We start from the raw sequence: 20,028 nt of genomic DNA on the forward strand, positions 1-20,028 counted from the left end.
GCGGCCGATGCTGGGTATGTGAGCCGTATCCGCGTGGCAGATCTCCTGCGCCTTGTTGTGGCGTGGCTGATTTCTGCGGTGGCCCTCGGCGTTGCCGTCCTGCTGTTGCCCGGGGTGGAAACGACCGGCGGCTTCCTGTCCCTGCTCGCGGTCTCGGCGGTCACCGGCCTCGTGGGCGTGCTGATCCGGCCGGTTCTGGCCGAACTGGCCGCCGCCGTCGGCTGGATCGCCGTGGGGCTGATGGCCCTGGTAGGTCAGGCCGTGGTCATGCAGGTGGCCCTATGGGTGGTGCCGGGGTGAATTCCACCTCGTTCTGGGCGACGCTGGCGGCTGCGTGGATTGCGTCCGCCGTCGGCACGCTGCTGTCCTGGCTGTTGACCGCCGGCACCTCGGACGCGTTCAGCGTGGCCTTGCGCCGCTTGACGGACCGGCCCGCCGCCGTGGCCGATCCGGAGATCGACGGCATGGTCTTCGTCCAGCTGGACGGGGTGCCCTATCCGGTCATGCAGTGGGCCCTTCAATCCGGAACAATGCCGACGCTGCGCCGGTGGGTCCGGTCCGGGTCCCACCGCCTGCAGGAGTGGACGGTACAGCTGCCCTCCACGACTCCGGCCAGCCAGCAGGGCATCCTGCACGGTACCTGTGACCGGATCCCCGCGTTCCGCTGGTACGACCGTGAACTGGGCCGCCTGCTGGTGGCCAACCGTCCGGCCGACGCAGCGGTCATCGAACAGCGTGCCAGCACGGGACGGGGGCTGCTGGCGGACGACGGCATCTCGGTGTCCAATCTGTTTTCCGGTGACGCGCCGCGCAGCTCCATGGTGATGAGCAAGATCCAGCTGGCCCGCGGATCCCGCGAGACCAGGCGCGCCTTCGGGCGGTTCGTGCTGCGTCCCGAAGGTTTTGCCCGCAGCTTTTCCCGCACCCTCGCGGAGGTGGCCCGGGAACGTTTCCAGGCCCGCCGGCAGCGGCTCCGCGACGTCGTGCCGCGGGTGGAGCGCTCCTGGACGTTCGCCGGGCTCCGTGCGATCAGCAACGGACTGCTGCGGGACATCAACACGGCAGTGGTTGCGAACGAAATGATGCGCGGCACCAAGAGCATCTACGTCGACTATGTGGACTATGACGAAGTCGCCCACCATGCCGGCGGCGCAAGGCTGGAGTCGCTCGCGCCGCTGGAGGCCCTCGACCGGGTGCTGGCGATGCTCGAACAGGTGGCAGGCAAGGCGCCGCGCCGGTACCACTTGGTCGTGCTCTCCGACCATGGGCAGTCGATCGGTGCCACCTTCGCCGAGCGGTACGGCACCGACCTGGGCGGCGTGTGCGCTGCGCTGATAAACGAGTCCGTGGTGGAAATCGATAAGAACGTGGAGAGCCTTGGCCGGGCGCAGGCGCTGGTGGGGGATCTGGCCGGCGCAGGCAAGGGATCGCAGCGGACGGTTCGGAACGTCAGCGGCCGGCTGGGCCGCCAGGCCGAGGCTGAAAGTGCTGCCGCCGCGACTGGCACCGGCACCATGGTGCTGGGCTCGGGGAATCTCGGCCTTGTCTACCTGATGGAGCCGGAGCGGCTCCTGATGGAGGACATCCAGGAACGCTACCCGGCGCTCCTGCCGGGGCTCGTTTCCCATCCCGGGGTCGGTTTCGTTGCGGTCCTGAGCAGGACCGCCGGTCCCGTTGTCCTCGGAGCGGGGGGAACGCACCGGCTCGCCGATCATCAGGTCGACGGCGCGGATCCGCTCGAACCCTTCGGCAACGATGCGGCGCCCCTGATTGCCGCCGTGACCGCGATGAAGGAGGCGCCCGATATCTACGTCAACAGCGCCTGCGATCCTTCGACGCTGGAAGTCGTGGCCTTCGAGGACCTGGTGGGGTCCCATGGCGGGCTGGGCGGCTGGCAGAACCGGGGCATGCTCGTGGCGCCGGTAGACCTGCTGCCGGCCGACGTCCGGATTGTCGGTGCAGTGCAGTTGCACGGGCACCTGGTACGGATGCTGGAGCAGTTGGGCCAACGGCGGCATCTGGTTCAGGACGAGGCCCCGCCGGTCCCGCCCGGGGCTCAGATGCGTAGCCCCGGAGGGCTGGGGGACTAGGAGGCCGCAGACCGTCTGCCCTTGCACCGGACGCATGGGTAGCGGCACAGGGGCCGGAGATTGCGAAGGCCCCCCGACCGGACGTTCTCGCCCGGTCGGGGGGCCTTTTCGTTGCGGGGAGAGGATTTGAACCTCTGACCTCTGGGTTATGAGCCCAGCGAGCTACCGAACTGCTCCACCCCGCGGCGTGTTAACGACTCTAGACCGTCGGGTGTCCAAAGCACGAATTTGGTGTCCATAGTCACATCCGGCAGGTGCCTGCAACCGTCCGCCGCGGCAAAGCACGACGGCGGGAGCCTGGGGCCGCGAAACCCAGGCTCCCGCCGTCGTCGTCCTGTGCCCGGCGGGACAGCCTACTTGCCGAGGTGGTCCACCAGTTGGCCGGCAATGCCGTGGTAACTGCCCGGGGTCAGCGCGAGCAGCCGCGCCTCCGCTTCGGCGGACAGACCGAGCCCGGAGACGAACTCCTTCATGCGCGCGGCATCCACCCGGTGGCCGCGGGTCAGGTCCTTGAGCCGCTCGTACGGATTCTCCATGCCCGGAACCCCGGCGATCGCTTCGGCGCGCATGACCATCTGGATGGCCTCGCCGAGCACCTCCCAGTTCTGGTCCAGGTCTGCGGCGAGCACGTCCGTGGCTACGTCCAGGCGGTCCAGGCCCTTGGCGACGTTGGAGATGGCCAGCAGCGAGTGCCCAAAGGCGACGCCGATGTTGCGCTGCGAGGAGGAGTCCGTGAGGTCGCGCTGCCAGCGGGAGGTGACCAGGGTGGCCGCCAGCGTGTCCAGCAGGCCGTTGGAGATTTCCAGGTTCGCCTCGGCGTTCTCGAAGCGGATCGGGTTGACCTTGTGCGGCATGGTGGAGGACCCGGTGGCGCCTTCGACCGGGATCTGGACGAAATAGCCGATGGAGATGTAGCTCCAGATGTCGGTGCAGAGATTGTGCAGAATGCGGTTGAAGCGTGCGACGTCCGCGTACAGCTCGGCCTGCCAGTCGTGCGATTCGATCTGCGTGGTCAGCGGGTTCCAGGTCAGGCCCAGGTGCTCCACGAAGCTCTTGGCGACGTCCTGCCAGTCGGCTGTGGGGACCGAGGCGTAGTGCGCGGCGTAGGTGCCGGTGGCGCCGTTGATCTTGCCCAGGTATTCGGTGCGGCCGATCCGGTCCAGCTGACGGGTGAGCCGGTGCACGACGACGGCGAGTTCCTTGCCGAGCGTGGTGGGAGTGGCCGGCTGGCCGTGGGTGCGCGACAGCATCGGTACGTCGCGGTTGGCCTCGGCCATGGCGGCCAGCTGGGCCACCAGGTCGCGGGCGGCCGGCAGCCAGACCTTTTCGACCGCTCCCTTGACCCCCACGGCGTAGGAAAGGTTGTTGATGTCCTCGGACGTGCAGCCGAAGTGGACCAGGGCCTTGAGCTGGCCGATGCCAATGTCCGGCAGCCGGCTGCCGATGTAGTACTCCACGGCTTTGACGTCGTGCACGGTCACGGCTTCGATGTCGGCCAGTTCGCGCACGGAGTTGCCGTCGAAATCGGTGACGATGCGGCGCAGCGCGGCCTGCTGCTCGGCGCTGAGCGGGCCGGCGCCCGGGAGCACGGAGTTGTTGGTCAGGTGGATCAGCCACTCGACTTCCACATGCACGCGGTCACGGTTCAGTGCGGCTTCGGAGAGGAAGTCCACCAGCGGGGCGACGGCGCCGTGGTAGCGGCCATCCAGCGGGCCGAGGGCGATTGTGGGGGAGACGTCTGCCAGTAGGACGCGGTGATGTTCAGCCATGGCCCTTATTCTTTCATGCCCGCCGCGGCCGGCCCGCGGCGGGATCCGCCCTCCACAGCCTGCCGGCGGGACCGGTTGCGCACATCCGGGGTCCGCTTACCTGCCGGCAGGGTGGCTGCGCAGGTAGCGTCGATGGCGGGGAGAAGGAGCATCTCGGATGGATTTCTTCACGACGGGGCCAGCCGTCCTGGCCGCTGCCGCCGGCCGCGAGGTCCGGCTGCTGGCGCAGCGGTTGCTCGACTGCGAGGCCCGGCTGCTGGAACTGAATGGTTCGCTGGCGCAGCTGGAACTGGTCTCTTGGGAATCCCGCGCAGGCGAGGCGTTCCGGCAGACGCTGGCCGTCCGGCGGCTGCGGATGGACGACGCCGCGGACAGCCTCCGTGCGGCAGCGGGCCAGGTCGCTGCCTTCGGCGAGGCCGCGGAACAGGCCCTGGCCCAGAGCCTGCCGTTCCGATGACCGGTGAGGACTGGTATCCGGCGCCTGCCCGCTGGTGGGAGAACCGCTTTGGCTCCACCAGCTACCCCGGCTACACGGTGTCCGGCGGCCTCGGCGGTGCCGCCTTCCAATGGGAGGAACTCCAGGACGCCGCCGCCCGGCTCGAGGCCATCGCTGTCCGGGCGGAACAGCTCCGCGCGGAGGCCGCGGAGGTGGAGGGGCAGCTTCTCGACGGCACTCTGGCCACGGTACCCGGCTGGTTCGCCGTCCGGTTGACGGTGCTCGGAGCCTGGACTGCGGTGGCGGAGGCAGGCCGGCGAATCCGGGAGCTCTCGGACAGCGTCCGCCGGGCGTACGCCATCTACCGCGTCGCCGACGAGGCGGTGCGCGCCGGAATGCGGGCCGTGGACAGCTCCACCTGGTGGCTCACCGCGCCCTTGGGCGCACTGGCGAACGAAGGCCGGCCCACCCGGGAGGGTGCCGAACGCCTGCTGGACCACGGGCCCGCGGCATTGGCGGTGCTGCTGGGACTGCCGCCGGCCTTCGCAACGCTCCTCTTGCGGGATGTCCGCCACGGCGGTGCCGGCGGGGGCTCCGAATCGGGCCGGCTGGCATCGGCGCTGGTCGCCTCGGCCAACGCCGCCGGGCTGCTGCGGGCCGCACCGATCACGGTTGCGCGCGCCGGGCCCGCGGCCGCCGTGGTGCTGCCGCCGACCCCGGCGGGCTTGCTGGCCCGTGCCGCCGCGGCAGAGCAGGCCGGTCCGGGGTACATCGAAGTGGTGGAAGTACACCGGGACGGCCGCAGCAGTTGGGTGGTGGCGCTGCCCGGGACCCAGGCAAGCGGGGGAGCAGCGGCAACAGCCAACCCCTTTGACGAAACCGGGGTAGCCGAGGCCATGGCCGCGGACAGCAGGTTCGTAGCGGGGGCAGTGTCCCAGGCGCTGGACGAGGCCGGTGCGCAGGCCGGGGAGCCGGTTCTCCTGGCCGGCTACAGCCAAGGCGGGATCCACGCCATGAACCTGGCCGGCGACCGGCGGTTCCTGGCCCGGCACCCCGTGCGGTATGTCCTCACCGCGGGTTCGCCGGTGGGGGACCGGCCGGCCGCACCGGGGGTGGCGAGCCTGCACCTGGAGCACCGGCAGGACTGGGTGCCCGGCGCCGATGCCGTGCCGAACCCGGACAACCGGGACCGGGTCACGGTCACATTGACCGGTAAGGTGGCCACGCCCGAGGGCGAGGATGCCGGTCTCGGACCCGGCCACAACTTCGCCAACTACCTGGCCGGAGCCCGGACGCTTGAGCGCAGCCCTGACGTTTCCGTCGCGGATTCAGCCGCGGTCCTCAGCACGGCGCTCGCTGGCGGCACTGCCCGGCGGCAGCTGTTCCAACTGACCCGGCAGCCGGCCCCGCCGGCCCCTCCGGCCCCGCCGGCCCCTCCGGCCCTGCCGCCGGGACCGGCGGCGGCCCGCCCGGGGATGATGCCACCGACCTCAGGAGGTGCCGGTGGCCGCCCCGGCTGACTGCAGGTGGGCCTCGATCATGTCCACAATCCGGCTCCGGCAGCCGCCGCAGCCGGTGCCCGCCCGCGTCGCGTCGCCGACGGCGCCGGGGGAGTGGCAGCCGCCGGCCACCGCCTCCTGGACCTGTCCATGGGTGGCCCCGGTGCACCGGCACAGCGACGCTGCCGGATCGGCCGGCCCGGACAAATCCGGCAACTGCTCGGCTGCATCGAGTCGGAACAGGGCCGTCCGGTCCGCGGGCAGTTCGGACCCGCGCTCGTACAGCAGCACCAGTTCGGCAGCCGTCCGCGGCATGCCCACGCAGACCAGGCCCTCCAGCACGCCGCCGCGGGTAACCATCTTGACGTACCGGCCGTGTTCGGGATCCGCCCACTGGGCCACCTGCCGCGGCGGTATGGTGCCCCCGCAGCCGCCGCTGCCCACCTCGTCATCCCATAGTTCGGCTTCGACGGCGCCGGCCGAAGCCATGTCCACGTTCCGGGCCTTCAGCAGCATCACGCCCGGCCTTTCGGCCGCCAGTTGCGCCGGCGCTCCATCGGCTCCGCCCGTACCGGCAGCGGAAGGATCCTGCGGAACGAGGCGCCGGGCCAACCATTCTGCCTGCCGCCAGCCGGGCCCGATGAGTCCGGCCGGCCCGCCGCCCGGACCGGAGCAGCCGGCGCAGGCAGGATCGGTGCAACGGACTTCGGCGCAGTCGCCGATGGCGAAGATGGTGCCTTCCTTGTCCGCCTCCAGCCGGTGGCTGACCAGGATGCCCTTGGCCACCGGCAGTCCGGCGCCTTCGGCCAGGCCGGTGCGCGGCCGGATGCCACAGGAAAGCAGCAGCAGGTCGCCGTCGATGCGGCGGCCGTCCTCGAGCTCCAAGGCCTCGAAGCGGTGCCGTCCGCCGGCCTGGGGCAGGAAACGGACACCGGTGGAACGCGCACCGGACACCAGGTCGATGCCCGCCGCGCGCAGGGTCCTGGCCAAGGTTTTTCCTCCGCCGTGGTCGATGTTGCGGGCCAGCGGCCGGTCGCCGTTGTGGACCACGGTTACCCGGGCGCCTTCCTCCGCGGCAGCCAGCGCCGCCTCGATGCCGAGGATGCCCCCGCCGAGCACGATCACATGCCCGCCGCGGTGCACCGTCTCGCGCAGCCGGGCCGCATCGGCCAGGTCCCGCAGCGCCGTGACGCCGGGCGGCAGCAGATGAACCGCCGCGGGATCCGGGTTCAGGCCGGTGAGGGTGGGCACGATGGCGCCGGCGCCGGTGGCCAGCACCAGCCGGTCATAGGGGTCGTGCGAGCCGTCGTCGAGTTCGATCCGCCGCCTCGGGCGGTCGATCCGGCGGACCGTGCGCCCCAGCCGGACATTGACCCCCGCGGCGCGCAGCTCGTCGGCGTCCGCGAGCTCGATGTCTTCGGGCGTGGTCCGCCCGACGCCCAGGTCGGCCACCAGGACCCGGTTGTAGGCAGGGGCGGATTCGCTGCCGATGACGGTGAGCAGCACGCGGCCGGCGCGGACGGCGGGCAGCAGTTCGTCGACCAGCCGGGCGGCTACCGGCCCGAATCCGACAACGGCAATCCGTTCGGGGGCTTGGTGATTCACCGGGAACCTGCTTTCTCCAGCACGCGCACCTGCACGGCGCTGGTCTTGAATTCCGGCATCCCGGACACCGGGTCCGTCGCGGCCTGGGTCAGCAGGTTGGCGCTCTGTTCGCCGGCGAAGTGGAAGGGCAGGAAGACGGTGTCCGGCCGGATATCGGTGCTCAATTCTGCGCGGGCCCTGACCGTCCCCCGGTGGTTGCTGATCTCGGCCATGTCCCCGTTGCCGATGCCCAGCGGCAACGCCGTGGCCGGATGCAGCTGGAGCCGGGGCTCGGGCTGGGCGGCGGAGAGCTCGGCCACCCTCCGGGTCTGGGCCCCGGACTGGTAATGCTCGAGCAGCCGGCCGGTGACGAGCGTGAGTTCACCCGGGCGGTGCAGCGCGTCCGCGGTGTCGCCCGGCGACACCGCGGTGAAGCGGGCCCGGCCGTCCGCATGGGCAAATGCCTCGAGGAAGAGCCGCGGCGTGCCGGCCGAGCCGGCGGGGAACGGCCAGTAGGCCGGAACGCTGTCATCGTCCAGGATCCCGTAGTCGATGCCGGAGTAGTCCGCAGGTCCGCCGGCCGAGGCCCGCCGCAGTTCCTCGAAGATGGTTTCCGGATTGTCGCTGAACATGGACGGTGCCCCGAGCCGTGCCGCCAGCTCCTGCATGATCCACAGTTCGGAGCGGGCGCCCTCGGGCGGGGTCACCGCCCGGCGTCGGCGCAGGACCCTTCCCTCGAGGTTGGTCATCGTGCCTTCCTCCTCCGCCCACTGCAGCACCGGAAGGACCAGGTCCGCCTCGGCGGCGGTCTCCGACAGGACGAAGTCCGCCACCATCAGGAAGTCCAGGCTCCGCAGTCCCGCCAGCACGCGGCCGGCGTCGGGCGCGGAGACGGCGATGTTCGAGCCATGCACGAAGAGGCAGCGGACACCGCCGGGCCGGCCCAGGGACTTCAGCAGTTCCACCGCCGGCAGGCCGGGACCGGGAAGCTGGTCCGGGGCGATGCCCCAGACCGCGGCCACGTGCTCGCGGGCCGCCGGATCGGTGATCTTGCGGTAGCCGGGCAGCTGGTCGGACTTCTGCCCGTGCTCGCGTCCGCCCTGTCCGTTGCCCTGTCCGGTCAGCGTGCCGTAGCCGCTGTGGGTTGTCCCGGGCAGTCCGAGCAACAGGCTGAGGTTGATCGCTGCGGTGGCGGTATCGGTTCCGTCCACGTGCTGTTCGACGCCGCGGCCGGTCAGGATATAGCTGCCGCCGGCGGTCAGCCCGGCACGGGCCCGGCGGGCGCCCTCGGCCAGCCGCCGGGCAGTCTCGCGGACCAGTTCGGCGGGCACTCCGGTGACGGCCTGGACACGCTCGGGCCACCAGGCGTTGAGGCTGCGGGCCACGGACCGGTAGCCTGCGGTGCGCCGTTGGATGAATTCCTTGTCGGCGAGTCCTTCCTGCACCACCACATGGGCAATGCCCAGCAGCAAGGCCAGGTCGGTTCCCGGCGACGGCTGCAGGTGCAGTCCAGTCCCGCCGCCCGTGAGCGCGGCGGTCGCCGAGCGCCGCGGATCCACCACGATCAGCCCGCCGGCGTCCCGGGTGCCCTGCAGGTGCGCCACGAACGGCGGCATGGTGTCCGCGACGTTGGACCCCAGGAGCAGGACCGTGTGCGCGTTGTCCAGGTCGGCCAGCGGGAAGGGCAGTCCGCGGTCCAGACCGAACGCCCGGTTGCCTGCCGCAGCCGCGGAGGACATGCAGAACCGCCCGTTGTAGTCGATCCGCGAGGTGCGCAGGGCCAGCCGGGCGAACTTGCCGAGCTGGTACGCCTTTTCATTGGTCAGCCCGCCGCTGCCGAAGACCCCGACGGCGTCCGTGCCGTACGCTGCCCAGGCCGCGCGCACGGCGCCGGCCGCCCGGTCCAGGGCCGCGTCCCAGCCCACCGGATGCAGTTCCCCGTCGGCACCGCGCAGCAGCGGGGTGGTGAGCCGTTCCGGGGAGTTCAGCAGGGTCGGGGAGGTCCAGCCCTTGCGGCAAAGGCCGCCCCGGTTGGTGGGGAAGTCCCGGCCGGCGGCTTCCAGGACGGTTCCAGCGGGAGCAGGCCCGGCGGCCGTTGTGCCGGTTTCAGCGACGGCGGACGCCGTGCCCGCGGGGACGGCCATGCGGCCGGCCGGAGCCAGCCGCATGGCGCACTGCAGGGCGCAATAGGGGCAGTGCGTGTGCGTAGCCATGCTCAGACCCCACCCTGGGCCATCCTGCTGCCCGGCCGCAGGTAGCAGAACCAGGCCAGCACCAGCATCAGGGCGTAGGCGCCGACGAAGCCGTAGAACGCGCCGTCGTAGCTGCCGGTGGCCGTGTTGGAGGCGTTGAGCACCTGCGGGATGACGAAGCCGCCGTATGCGCCGATGGCCGAGATCAGGCCCAGCGCGGCCGAGGACTTGCGCTGGCCGTCGACGCCGCCGCGGTCCGGGCCGGCTTGCTGGCCGCGGATCGCGAAGATGCGCGGGATCATCCGGTAGGTGGCTCCGTTGCCGAAGCCGCTGGCGGTGAACAGGACCAGGAACAGGACCAGGAAGAGCCAGAAGTTGGCCGCCGGCAGGGTCCACACCACGGCCAGGGCGATCACGGCCATGACGGCGAAGGAGGCCACCGTCATCCGGGCGCCGCCGAAGCGGTCGGCCAGTTTGCCGCCGAGCGGCCGGGCCAGCGAGCCGACCAGCGGGCCGAGGAAGGCCAGGGACAGCGCGGCCGAGCCGACGGCGAAGGCGGAGAAGTCGGGGAAGACGTCCTTGATCAGTTTGGGGAAGACACCGGAGAAGCCGATGAAGGAGCCGAAGGTGCCGATGTAGAGCAGCGACATGATCCACAGGTGCGGTTCGCGCAGCGCGGCCAGCGAACCGGCGACATCGCCCTTGGCGTGGGAGAGATTGTGCATGAACCGGCGGGCGCCCCACACGGCAAGCAGGATCAGCGGCACCCAGATCAGCCCGGCCAGCGGCAGGTTCAGGGTGCCGGCGGCGCCGAGGGTGATGGCCAGCGGCACCACCAACTGGGCGACGGCGGCGCCCAGGTTGCCGCCCGCGGCGTTCAGCCCCAGCGCGTAGCCCTTTTCGGACGCCGGGTAGAAGTAGGTGATGTTCGCCATCGAGCTGGCGAAGTTGCCGCCGCCGAAGCCGGCGAGGCCGGCCATCAGCAGCAGCACGCCGAACGGTGTCTCCGGGTTCGCGGTGCACACGGCCAGGCCGACGGCGGGGATGAGCAGCAGCAGCGCCGAGATGATCGTCCAGTTGCGGCCGCCGAACTTCGGCACCATGAAGGTGTAGGGGATCCGCAGCGTGGCACCGACCAGGCTCGGCATGGAAATGAGCCAGAAGATCTGGGAGCTGCCCAGGTCGAAACCGGCCGCGGGCAGCTGGACCGCGACGATGGACCACAGCTGCCAGACCACGAAACCGAGGAACTCGCAGAAGATCGACCACCGCAGGTTCACCCGGGCCATCGCCCGTCCGGTTCCCTCCCAGAACCCGCGGTCCTCCGGATCCCAGTTGTCGATCCAACGGCCGGGCCGCTGCCGGAGGCGGGCCGGACCGGTCGCGGCCGGTGCGGGCTGCGGGGCGTGGCTGGTGTGGGTGCTCTGGTCAATGCTCAACGGAATCCTCCAGGGGTCGGTGGTTCACCCGGTGGAAGAAACGTTAGGCAGCGCGTGTTTCGGTTGTTGCGGCGGCCGGTTACGAATGGATCAATCGTGCATAACCGCTCCCGGCAGGAGCGGTGAGATGGTGAGGATCCCTAGAGCGGGTTCCGAGGAACCCACTCCTTAACGGCGTCCGCCGGTGAAGACGCTGGCCACGATCGAGACCACACTGATGATCAGCGCGCCGAGGATGGCGTCCCAGAAGAAGGAATCCACGTCGAAATGCACCGGCGTGTAGCTGGAGATCCAGGCGGTGAGCATCAGCATGGCGGCATTGATGATGACGGTGAAGATGCCCAGGGTCAGGATGGTCAACGGCAGGGAGAGGAAAGCGACTACCGGCCTGACGACGGCGTTCACCAGCCCGAAGATCGCGCCAATGAAGATGTAGCCCAGCACCACGGCCACCGTGTGGTTGCCGCCGGCCACCCCGCCGGCGGCCGAGGCTTCGATTTCGATCCCTGGCAGCAGCCAGGCGGCCACCCAAAGGGCCAGCGCATTGATGAGCACCCGGAGGACGAAGGTCATGCCTACATGGTGGCATATCGGGTGGACACACACGGTTTTGGCCGCACGTATCCTTTAACGCATGACTTCCACTGAGAACCCCATCAATGAAGCTGCGGGTCAGGCCGCAGGCACCGAAGCTGGCGCGGCAGTAGACAACGACGTCGAAATCACTCCGCGCAGCGTGCTCGGCCGCCTGCCCAAGTACGCTGCGGGTAAGCCTCCCGCCGCCATCGAGGGCCTGCAGGCGTACAAGCTGTCCTCCAACGAGAATCCGTTGCCCCCGATCCCGGCCGTGCTCGAGGCGATTAATGCCCAGACCGACATCATGCGCTACCCGGACCCGCTGTCCACGGCGCTGCGCACCGAACTGGCGTCCTTCCTGGATGTGCCGGCCGACGACATCGTCACCGGCGCGGGCAGCCTGGGGGCCCTGGTGCAGATCCTGCAGACCTTTGCCGGCCAGGACGACGACGGCGCCGCCGACGAGGTGGTCTACCCCTGGCGTTCCTTCGAGGCCTACCCGATCATGGTCGGACTGGCCGGGGCGCGCAGCGTCCAGGTTCCCAACCGGGCGGACGGCAGCCATGATCTGGAGGCGATGGCCGCGGCCGTCACGGACCGGACCCGGGTCATCCTGCTGTGCACCCCGAACAACCCGACCGGCCCCGCCCTGACCACTGCCCAGGTCGAGGGCTTCCTGGCTTCGGTCCCGGGCAATGTCATTGTCGTGATCGACGAGGCGTACACGGAATTCGTCCGGGACCCGGAGGTGGTGGACGGGATCGCGATGTACAAGAAGTACCCGAACGTGGTGGTGCTGCGCACCTTCTCCAAGGCGCACGGCCTGGCCGGCCTTCGGGTGGGCTATTCGGTGTCCAGGCCGGCCATCACGCAGTACCTGCGTGTGGCGGCGACCCCGTTTGCCGTCTCGAGTATCGCCGAGCATGCGGCGATCACCTCGCTGCGCCACTACGGCCAGGTCAAGGAGCGGGTGCAGAGCCTGGTGGACGAGCGCGAACGGGTGGTCGCGGGACTGAAGGAACTGGGCTGGAAGATTCCCCAGACGCAGGCGAACTTCGTCTGGCTGCCCTTGGGCGAGAATGCCCAGGTCTTCGCCGAGTTCGCCGGCAAGGAGGCGCTTTCGGTCCGGGCCTTCGCCGGCGACGGCGTGCGGGTCAGCATCGGCGAGGTCGAGGCGAACACGCGCTTCCTTCAATTGTGCGCGGCCTACGCGAAGGTGCAGGCGGTCTCCTGACCGCTGTGCCGGCGGAGCAACGCACGGCCGGAACGCTCCGCCGGCGCTGTCACATGGCGCCGGCGGGTCCGCGCTGCCGGTACTCTTGACACGTAACGATTCAGATATATGCCCTAGTCGGAATGCATTCCGGCCGGGGAATATAGCAAGCGCCGAGCGAAGGCGGGGAGGAGTTCGCATGGGCCCTGAGCATCTGCCCACGACGGAATTTGAGATCGAGGATCCGGGGCAGACCCTGGGCGCCTTGGCCGGGTCCGGCGAGGAACCGGATATGGTGCAGCTGCTCGATGCCGAGGGCGTGCTCCGCGAGGACCCGGCCTACAGCCGGTATGTGGCGGACCTGGACGGCGAAGCACTGCGCGCGCTGTACCGGGACATGTTCATCATCCGCCGTTTCGATATCGAGGCGACGGCCCTGCAGCGCCAGGGAGAGCTCGCGCTGTGGCCCCCGCTGCAGGGGCAGGAGGCTGCCCAGATCGGTTCGGGCCGTGCTCTTCGGCCGCAGGACTACGCGTTTCCGACCTACCGGGAGCACGGTGTGGCGCTGACCCGCAACGTGGACCTGGCTGATCTGCTGCGCCAGTTCCGCGGGATTTCCAACGGCGGCTGGGATCCCAGACAGAACAACTTCCACCTCTACACACTGGTGCTGGCCGCCCAAACGCTGCATGCCGTCGGCTACGCGATGGGCATCCAGCGCGACGGCGCCGACGCCGTCAGTATCGCCTACTTCGGCGACGGCGCCAGCTCTGAGGGGGATGTGCACGAGTCGATGGTTTTCGCCGCCTCGAACAATGCCCCCGTGGTGTTCTTCTGCCAGAACAACCACTGGGCCATCTCGGTGCCCACCGAAGTCCAATCCCGGATTCCGCTGGCCAACCGGGCCAGCGGCTACGGTTTCCCCGGCATCCGGGTGGACGGCAACGATGTGCTTGCCGTCCATGCAGTCACGAAGTGGGCCCTCGAGCACGCCGCTTCCGGTCAGGGGCCGGTGCTGATCGAGGCTTTCACCTACCGGGTCGGTGCCCATACCACGGCGGACGATCCGACGAAGTACCGGGTCACCGCCGAGGAAGACGCCTGGCGGCGCAAGGACCCGCTGCTCCGGCTGGAGAAACACCTGCGCTCCGCCGGTCTCGCCGACGATGCATTCTTCGCCGCGCTGCAGGTGGAGTCGGACGCTTTTGCCAAGCAGATCCGCAGCGCGGTGCTGGCCATGGAAGGCCCGGCCATGGAGGACAGTTTCAACACCGTCTACGCCGATCCGCACCCGCTCGTGGCCGAGGAGCTGGCCTGGTTCAAACAGTATGAGGCAGGCTTCGCCGACGCCGAAGCCGGACACACTGCGGGGGAGACGCGCTAATGGTGACGATGACTATTGCCAAGGCCATCAACGAGGGCCTACGCGCGGCGCTGGCCGGGGACCCGAAGGTCCTGCTGATGGGCGAGGACATCGGCAAGCTCGGCGGCGTGTACCGCGTCACCGATGGACTGCAGGCCGACTTCGGCCCGGACCGGGTGGTGGACAGCCCGCTGGCCGAATCCGGCATCGTCGGTACCGCGATCGGCCTGGCCTTCCGCGGCTACCGGACGGTGTGCGAGATCCAGTTCGACGGCTTCGTATTTCCGGCCTTCAACCAGATCACCACCCAGCTGGCCAAGATCCATGCCCGCAGTTCCGGGATGTTGAGCGCTCCGGTGGTCATCCGCATCCCCTACGGCGGCGGCATCGGCTCCATCGAGCACCACTCGGAGTCCCCGGAAGCGCTCTTTGCCCATACCGCGGGGCTGCGCATCATCACCCCCTCGAACCCGCACGACGCCTACTGGATGATCCAGCAGGCCGTGGCCAGCAATGACCCGGTGATCGTGTTCGAGCCGAAGCGGCGCTACTGGCTCAAGGGCGAGGTGGACACCGCCAACCCCGGCCTGGACCCGTTTACCGCGCAGGTGCTGCGTGAAGGGACGGACGCCACGATCGTGGCCTACGGCCCGCTGGTGCCGGTGGCGCTGGCCGCGGCCGAGGCTGCGGCCGAGGAAGGCCGCAGCGTGGAGGTCATCGACCTGCGCTCGATCAGCCCGATTGACTTCGACACCGTCACGACGTCGGTGCACAAGACCGGACGGCTGGTCGTGGCACACGAGGCCCCGACCTTCGGCGGCATCGGTGGCGAAATTGCCGCCCGGATCAGCGAACGGGCGTTCCTGAGCCTGGAGGCGCCCGTGATCCGGGTCGGCGGCTTCCACATGCCCTACCCGGTGGCCAAGGTGGAGGAGCATTACCTGCCGGACATCGACAAGGTCCTCGAGGCGCTGGACCGCTCGCTGGCCTACTGAGCCGATTCCTAGGAGGACACCATGCCGAACACCCAGATTTTCAAGCTGCCCGACGTCGGCGAAGGCCTGACCGAGGCCGAAATCGTTTCCTGGAAGGTCAAGCCGGGGGACGCTGTGGCCGTCAACGACGTGCTTGTGGAGATTGAGACCGCCAAATCCCTCGTTGAGCTGCCGAGCCCCTTCGAAGGCGTGGTGGCCGAGCTGCTGGTGCCCGAGGGGCGTACTGTCGACGTCGGCACGCCCATCATTGCCGTGTCCGCCGCCGGCGCGCCCGGCAAGGCAGCAAAGCCGGCGGGCAAGGCGCCGAAACCGGCCGGCAAGGCGGCAGCGCCGTCGTCGAACGCGGAGTCCGGCCCCGCCGCCGAGCCGCTGGTCGGCTCCGGGCCGAAGGCCGATGCGGTCAAGCGCCGGCCCCGCCGGCCGCTGACCCTGCCCTCGCTGCACCTCCCCGGCCGGCCCGCGCCGCAGGCCCCGGCCGCACCCGAGGTCCACCTGCCGGCCCCGCACGGCCAGGCAACGCATGTCCCGCCGGCTCCCACCCTCGACGGCGCGACGCCGGTGGCGGACGAGGCCCTGCCCGGCGCCAAGGCACCGCAGCAGCGGGGCGAGACGATGCAGGCCGCGGTCAGCCGGCTGATCACCCGGGTGCTGGCCAAGCCTCCGGTGCGCAAGGCCGCCAAGGACCTGGGCATCGACCTGGCCGACGTCACGGCCACCGGCCGCGGCGGCGAGGTCACCAAGCAGGACCTGCTCAGCTACCAGGCCCAGCGCGACGCCGAAGTCGACGCCGCGGAGCAGTTCTGGACGCCGGGCCTCGACCCGCAGGCCCGGCGGATCGAACGGATCCCGGTGAAGGGCATCCGCAAGATCACCGCGCAGAACATGGTCAAGTCCGCCTTCAGCGCCCCGCACGTGAGCATCTTCGTGGATGTGGACGCCTCCCGCACCATGGAGTTCGTCAAGCGGCTCAAGGCCAGCCGGGACTTCGAGGGCATCAAGGTGTCCCCGCTGCTGATCCTGGCCAAGGCCGTGATCTGGGCCGCCGCGCGCAACCCGTCCGTGAACGCCACCTGGGCCTCCGGCCCGGACGGTGACGAAATCCTGGTCCACCACTACATGAACCTGGGCATCGCGGCGGCCACGCCGCGCGGCCTGCTGGTGCCCAACATCAAGGATGCGCAGAACCTGTCGCTGAAAGAGCTGGCCATGGCGCTGAACCAGCTGGCCGCCCGGGCCCGGGAGGGCAAGACGCAGCCGGCCGAGATGCAGGACGGCACCTTGACCATCACCAATATCGGCGCGCTGGGCATCGATACCGGCACCCCGATCATCAACCCGGGCGAGGTGGCGATCGTGGCCTTCGGCACGATCAAACAGAAGCCCTGGGTGCTGGACGGCGAGGTCATTCCGCGCTGGATCACCACGCTGGGCGGTTCCTTCGACCACCGCGTGGTCGACGGCGACCTGTCCGCCCGCTTCATGGCCGACGTCGCCGCCATCATGGAGGAACCCGCCCTGCTGCTGGATTAGCTGTTCCTTGCTGTCCGACACGCCGCCGAACGGTGGGAAGGTGCGGCGCGGTAGGCTGGGCTCCGTGGCGAGGAGGAGCCTATCCGTGACTGAACCCGATGCCCTGACCGCAACGGCCGACCTTTACGACGCGCGCGGTGACGAACTGCAGTCCGTGTGCCTGCAGTTCCAGGACCTGGGCGGCCGGCAGAGCTTCAGCGGCCCAGTGCGTACCGTGCGCTGCCGCGAGGACAACGGCCTGGTCAAGGCGGTGCTGAATTCGGCCGGCCACGGGGCCGTGCTGGTGGTGGACGGCGGCGGGCTGCTGACCACCGCGCTGATGGGGGACATGATTGCCGCCGCGGCGGTGGAGAACGGCTGGGCGGGAGTCGTGATCCATGGTGCCGTGCGTGACCGGACGGCGCTTGCCGGGCTGCCGCTGGGGGTCAAGGCCCTGGGCAGCAATCCGCGCAAGAGCGCCAAGGCCGGCGCCGGCGAAGTGGACGTGGTGCTTCAGATCGACGGCGTCGTCTTCCGTCCCGGCGCCATGCTCTACGCCGATCCGGACGGCATCCTGGTTGAATACTGAACGGTATCCGGCCGTGGTTGACTAGGACCATGAGCGACTACCGGCCGCAGCGGCCTCCGAGGAACGACGGCGGCCTGCCGCGGATCGACTGGCGCGGCACCTTGTGGGGGACGCTGTGCGTCCTGCTGCTGAGCTTCGTGCTGGTCTTTATGTTCCCGACCATGAACGGACTGCTGCGGATCATCCTGGTGCTGGCGTTGTATTTCGGCGGCCGGTACGCCTACGGAAAGTACGTCCGCAAACGCTAGGAAGCTCCCACGGGCGCTGTGCGTCCGGATCAGATGGCAGCCTGCAGCACCGGCGCCAGCCGGCGGACGCCTTCGCGGATGCTGTCGGCCGAGACGGCGCTGAACGCCAGCCGGAGCTTGCTGGACGGGCGGTCCGACGGCGAGAACGCGGCGCCGGGGATGAAGACGACCCCGGCGTCGATCGCCCGGTGCAGCAGGGGATAGGTATCCACGTGCCCGGGCAGCGACACCCAGACGAAGAAGCCGCCGTCGGGTCTGGTCCAGCTGATCCCTGCCGGCATGAATTCATCGAGCGCGGCCAGCATGGCGGCGCAGCGTTCGGCATACAGTCCGCGGTATGTGGCGATCTGGCCGCGCCAGTCATGCCCGGCCAGGTAGCCGGAGACCAGCATCTGGTTCAGCGTCGGCGGGCAGAGCGTCACGGATTCGCTGGCCAGGTAGAAGCGCCGCTGCAGGTGGGCAGGCACCAGGGCCCAGCCGAGGCGCAGGCCCGGGGCGAGGATCTTGGAGAACGACCCCAGGTAGATCACGTCGTCGGGATTCCCGGCACGCAGCGGGCGCATTGGCCGCCCGTCGAAGCGCAGCAGCCCGTAGGGGTTGTCCTCGAGCACAAGCACGTCGGCCGTCCGGCAGATTTCGACGATCCGCTGCCGCCGCCCGGCCGCCATGGTGATCCCCGAGGGATTGTTGAAGCTGGGGATCGTGTAGAGGAACTTGACGTTGGCGCCGGCCGCGCGCAGTTCGGCGATCCGGCGTTCCAGTGCCTCGGGCACCAGGCCGTCCTCGTCCGTGGCCACCGGCTCGGCCCGCACCTGGTAGGCCTCGAAAGTGTTCAGTGCGCCCACGTAGGTCGGGTCCTCGCACAGCACCACATCGCCCGGATTGCAGAAGACCTTGCAGGCGATGTCCTGGGCCGACTGCGAACCGACGGTGACGATGACGTTGGCCGGGTCGGCATCCGTGATGCCTTCCTCGGCCATCACCTCGCAGATCTGCCGGCGCAGCTCAGGTGTGCCTTGGCCGGCGCCGTACTGCAGGGCAACCAGGCCCTGCTCGGTAATCAGCTGGTAGGCCAGCGCGCCGAGCTTCTCCAGCGGCAGGGACTGCAGGAACGGATTGCCGCCGGCCAGCGAGACCAGGCCGGGACGCATGGAGATGTCGAAAACGTCCCGTACGGCGGACTGCTTGATGCCGGCTGCACGTTCGGCAAAAAGGTGCGCGTGGCGGCGGGCGGCGACGGCGCGCTCCAGCGCGACCTCGACATCGTCGGCGGGGACCAAGGGCGTATCCGGAGAAGCCATCCACACAGAATAGCCTGATAGGTTGCCTGTCAGGCAACAGCTGTTTTCTATCGCTCCGGGTGCGGGCCCTAGACCCAGCCCCGGTCCCGGGCCTTGAGGGCGGCTTGGAAGCGGCTGTCCGCGCCCAGCTCCTCCAGCATCCACGCAATGTGCCGGCGGCAGGTGCGGACGCTGATGTTCAGCCGGCGGGAGATCACCTCGTCGGAGTATCCCGCTGCCATGCCCTGAAGCACCGCCGCCTGGACACTGGTAAGGCCGGTGCCGCCGTCGTCCTCGTCCAGCCAGGGGTAGGGGGAGGCCAGATCCCAGCCGACGTTGAACAGGTGCGTGAAGATGTTGATCAGGCTGGCGTCGCGCACCACCAGGGCCGCCCGGTCTCCGGGGTGATGCTGGCGGCCGACCAGCGCCAGGCTCCGGTCGAAGATCATCAGTTTCAGCGGAACGTAGGTGAGCGTGCGGTATTCCAGGCCGGCCGGTGCGGTGGCGGCCACTGCCTTGCGGGTCGGCACGTGGTCGAGCGTGCTGGCGTTGTACAGGTTCTTGCGCACCACTCCGCGCTGCAGCAGTTCCAGGTCCTTCTGGATGCCTTCGTGGTGGACGTCCGCTGTGGACGCGGCAGGCTGGGCGATCAGGACCTGTTCGCCGACGTCCCGGCCGTAGTCGATCAGCAGGTTGCGGATGACCACCGGGTCCTCCAGCACCTCCACACCCGAATCCATCGCGATCTTCCTGCGTGCGGCGACATAGGCCGGCACCAGGGCGGCCATGTCGGCGCGGTGGCTGCCGATCTTGGTGCGCAGGTCGATCAGCAGCCGTTCGTCTGCCTCGACCAGCTGGGACAGCGCGACGTCGGGGGAGATGGCGACCATGTGGTCCGCGCCGTCGGCCGGAAGTTGGAAGAGCCGTCGGCCCGCCAGCTCCTCGATCGCCCTGTCCAGATCGCGCAGGGTGTAGCCGAGCGCGGTCGAGGCGTCCTCGCGGGACCAGCCTGGATGGGTCACCGCATACTGGTACAGCTCGAAGGCCGTGGTGCTGATCATCGAAAACCCCCTTCCGGCAAATCCATCCTTGCATGGCGGGCGTGGCAGCGCCGTCATGGCCGGAACCACCACCACTCTAGCGGCGTGCCGGGCTGGACCGCGCCCGATTTTCTATGGCAACTCTATGCCATGGCAGGATCATGCCATGGTGCGGAGTGAGGCTGCCAATCATGCTTGAAATCCTA

Annotated in this window: 17 protein-coding genes and 1 tRNA gene; 10 read left to right on the forward strand and 8 right to left on the reverse strand. The window is 69.5% G+C overall.

The features are described from left to right. Positions 1 to 18 precede the first annotated feature (18 nt). On the forward strand, positions 19 to 300 hold the full coding sequence (locus tag LVY72_RS08320) for a phage holin family protein (RefSeq protein WP_237819608.1): 282 nt from the start codon (positions 19 to 21) through the stop codon (positions 298 to 300). After that, positions 297 to 2,090, forward strand: coding sequence for an alkaline phosphatase family protein (locus LVY72_RS08325; RefSeq protein ID WP_237819610.1), 1,794 nt, complete (start codon positions 297 to 299; stop codon positions 2,088 to 2,090). Before LVY72_RS08320 ends, LVY72_RS08325 begins: the two co-directional genes overlap by 4 nt. A gap of 111 nt (positions 2,091 to 2,201) precedes the next feature. On the opposite strand, the gene LVY72_RS08330 is transcribed toward LVY72_RS08325, so the two are convergent. Together LVY72_RS08330 and purB are read right to left on the reverse strand one after the other, a co-directional pair. Beyond that, a tRNA-Met gene (locus LVY72_RS08330) sits at positions 2,202 to 2,275 on the reverse strand. 168 nt (positions 2,276 to 2,443) lie between these two features. Further along, positions 2,444 to 3,859, reverse strand: coding sequence for an adenylosuccinate lyase (gene purB, locus LVY72_RS08335; protein ID WP_237819612.1), 1,416 nt, complete (start codon positions 3,857 to 3,859; stop codon positions 2,444 to 2,446). A 157-nt stretch (positions 3,860 to 4,016) separates the two neighbouring features. Between purB and LVY72_RS08340 the strand changes: the two genes are divergently transcribed. Together LVY72_RS08340 and LVY72_RS08345 are read left to right on the forward strand one after the other, a co-directional pair. After that, entirely contained in the window at positions 4,017 to 4,316 is a 300-nt protein-coding gene (locus tag LVY72_RS08340) for a hypothetical protein (protein WP_237819615.1), read from the forward strand. Further along, complete coding sequence (locus LVY72_RS08345) at positions 4,313 to 5,815, forward strand: hypothetical protein (RefSeq protein ID WP_237819617.1); 1,503 nt, start codon at positions 4,313 to 4,315, stop codon at positions 5,813 to 5,815. The genes LVY72_RS08340 and LVY72_RS08345 overlap by 4 nt, the downstream gene beginning before the upstream one ends. On the opposite strand, the gene LVY72_RS08350 is transcribed toward LVY72_RS08345, so the two are convergent. The 4 genes from LVY72_RS08350 to LVY72_RS08365 form a co-directional block, all read right to left on the reverse strand. Beyond that, positions 5,786 to 7,399, reverse strand: a complete 1,614-nt coding sequence (locus LVY72_RS08350; protein WP_237819619.1) for an FAD-dependent oxidoreductase — start codon at positions 7,397 to 7,399, stop codon at positions 5,786 to 5,788. The genes LVY72_RS08345 and LVY72_RS08350 overlap by 30 nt on opposite strands. Further along, a complete protein-coding gene (locus LVY72_RS08355; RefSeq protein WP_372463686.1) occupies positions 7,396 to 9,597 on the reverse strand; it encodes a molybdopterin oxidoreductase family protein in 2,202 nt (733 codons plus the stop codon). Before LVY72_RS08355 ends, LVY72_RS08350 begins: the two co-directional genes overlap by 4 nt. Next, positions 9,594 to 11,009, reverse strand: coding sequence for an MFS transporter (locus LVY72_RS08360; protein ID WP_269092319.1), 1,416 nt, complete (start codon positions 11,007 to 11,009; stop codon positions 9,594 to 9,596). Before LVY72_RS08360 ends, LVY72_RS08355 begins: the two co-directional genes overlap by 4 nt. A 168-nt stretch (positions 11,010 to 11,177) precedes the next feature. Further along, complete coding sequence (locus LVY72_RS08365) at positions 11,178 to 11,582, reverse strand: phage holin family protein (protein WP_237819623.1); 405 nt, start codon at positions 11,580 to 11,582, stop codon at positions 11,178 to 11,180. A 61-nt stretch (positions 11,583 to 11,643) separates the two neighbouring features. On the opposite strand from LVY72_RS08365, the gene hisC reads away from it, so the two are divergent. From hisC to LVY72_RS08395, 6 genes are all read left to right on the forward strand, one after another. Beyond that, positions 11,644 to 12,819 (forward strand): histidinol-phosphate transaminase, encoded by a 1,176-nt coding sequence (gene hisC / locus LVY72_RS08370; RefSeq protein WP_237819625.1) that lies wholly within the window; start codon positions 11,644 to 11,646, stop codon positions 12,817 to 12,819. 178 nt (positions 12,820 to 12,997) lie between these two features. Beyond that, positions 12,998 to 14,182 (forward strand): pyruvate dehydrogenase (acetyl-transferring) E1 component subunit alpha, encoded by a 1,185-nt coding sequence (gene pdhA / locus LVY72_RS08375; protein ID WP_237819627.1) that lies wholly within the window; start codon positions 12,998 to 13,000, stop codon positions 14,180 to 14,182. Further along, positions 14,182 to 15,156 (forward strand): alpha-ketoacid dehydrogenase subunit beta, encoded by a 975-nt coding sequence (locus tag LVY72_RS08380; RefSeq protein ID WP_237819629.1) that lies wholly within the window; start codon positions 14,182 to 14,184, stop codon positions 15,154 to 15,156. The genes pdhA and LVY72_RS08380 overlap by 1 nt, the downstream gene beginning before the upstream one ends. A 21-nt stretch (positions 15,157 to 15,177) precedes the next feature. After that, positions 15,178 to 16,686 (forward strand): dihydrolipoamide acetyltransferase family protein, encoded by a 1,509-nt coding sequence (locus LVY72_RS08385; RefSeq protein WP_237819631.1) that lies wholly within the window; start codon positions 15,178 to 15,180, stop codon positions 16,684 to 16,686. A gap of 85 nt (positions 16,687 to 16,771) precedes the next feature. Continuing rightward, positions 16,772 to 17,254 (forward strand): ribonuclease E activity regulator RraA, encoded by a 483-nt coding sequence (gene rraA / locus LVY72_RS08390; RefSeq protein WP_237819633.1) that lies wholly within the window; start codon positions 16,772 to 16,774, stop codon positions 17,252 to 17,254. A gap of 29 nt (positions 17,255 to 17,283) precedes the next feature. Then, a complete protein-coding gene (locus LVY72_RS08395) occupies positions 17,284 to 17,502 on the forward strand; it encodes a hypothetical protein (protein ID WP_237819635.1) in 219 nt (72 codons plus the stop codon). Positions 17,503 to 17,531: 29 nt separating this feature from the next. Here LVY72_RS08395 and LVY72_RS08400 read toward each other — a convergent pair whose 3' ends face one another. Further along, a complete protein-coding gene (locus LVY72_RS08400) occupies positions 17,532 to 18,803 on the reverse strand; it encodes an aminotransferase-like domain-containing protein (protein WP_237819637.1) in 1,272 nt (423 codons plus the stop codon). A gap of 68 nt (positions 18,804 to 18,871) precedes the next feature. Continuing rightward, entirely contained in the window at positions 18,872 to 19,843 is a 972-nt protein-coding gene (locus tag LVY72_RS08405; protein WP_237819639.1) for a helix-turn-helix transcriptional regulator, read from the reverse strand. Positions 19,844 to 20,028: the final 185 nt, after the last annotated feature.

The organism is Arthrobacter hankyongi (genome assembly GCF_022012395.1).
Taxonomy (GTDB): Bacteria; Actinomycetota; Actinomycetes; order Actinomycetales; family Micrococcaceae; genus Crystallibacter; species Crystallibacter hankyongi.

Excerpts from the sequence above, each read along its gene's own strand:
- purB (WP_237819612.1), bottom strand. The coding sequence starts at position 3,859 with ATGGCTGAACATCACCGCGTCCTACTGGCAGACGTCTCCCCCACAATC.
- LVY72_RS08340 (WP_237819615.1), top strand. The coding sequence starts at position 4,017 with ATGGATTTCTTCACGACGGGGCCAGCCGTCCTGGCCGCTGCCGCCGGC.
- LVY72_RS08345 (WP_237819617.1), top strand. The coding sequence starts at position 4,313 with ATGACCGGTGAGGACTGGTATCCGGCGCCTGCCCGCTGGTGGGAGAAC.
- LVY72_RS08365 (WP_237819623.1), bottom strand. The coding sequence starts at position 11,582 with ATGACCTTCGTCCTCCGGGTGCTCATCAATGCGCTGGCCCTTTGGGTG.
- hisC (WP_237819625.1), top strand. The coding sequence starts at position 11,644 with ATGACTTCCACTGAGAACCCCATCAATGAAGCTGCGGGTCAGGCCGCA.
- pdhA (WP_237819627.1), top strand. The coding sequence starts at position 12,998 with ATGGGCCCTGAGCATCTGCCCACGACGGAATTTGAGATCGAGGATCCG.
- LVY72_RS08380 (WP_237819629.1), top strand. The coding sequence starts at position 14,182 with ATGGTGACGATGACTATTGCCAAGGCCATCAACGAGGGCCTACGCGCG.
- LVY72_RS08385 (WP_237819631.1), top strand. The coding sequence starts at position 15,178 with ATGCCGAACACCCAGATTTTCAAGCTGCCCGACGTCGGCGAAGGCCTG.
- LVY72_RS08395 (WP_237819635.1), top strand. The coding sequence starts at position 17,284 with ATGAGCGACTACCGGCCGCAGCGGCCTCCGAGGAACGACGGCGGCCTG.
- LVY72_RS08400 (WP_237819637.1), bottom strand. The coding sequence starts at position 18,803 with ATGGCTTCTCCGGATACGCCCTTGGTCCCCGCCGACGATGTCGAGGTC.
- LVY72_RS08405 (WP_237819639.1), bottom strand. The coding sequence starts at position 19,843 with ATGATCAGCACCACGGCCTTCGAGCTGTACCAGTATGCGGTGACCCAT.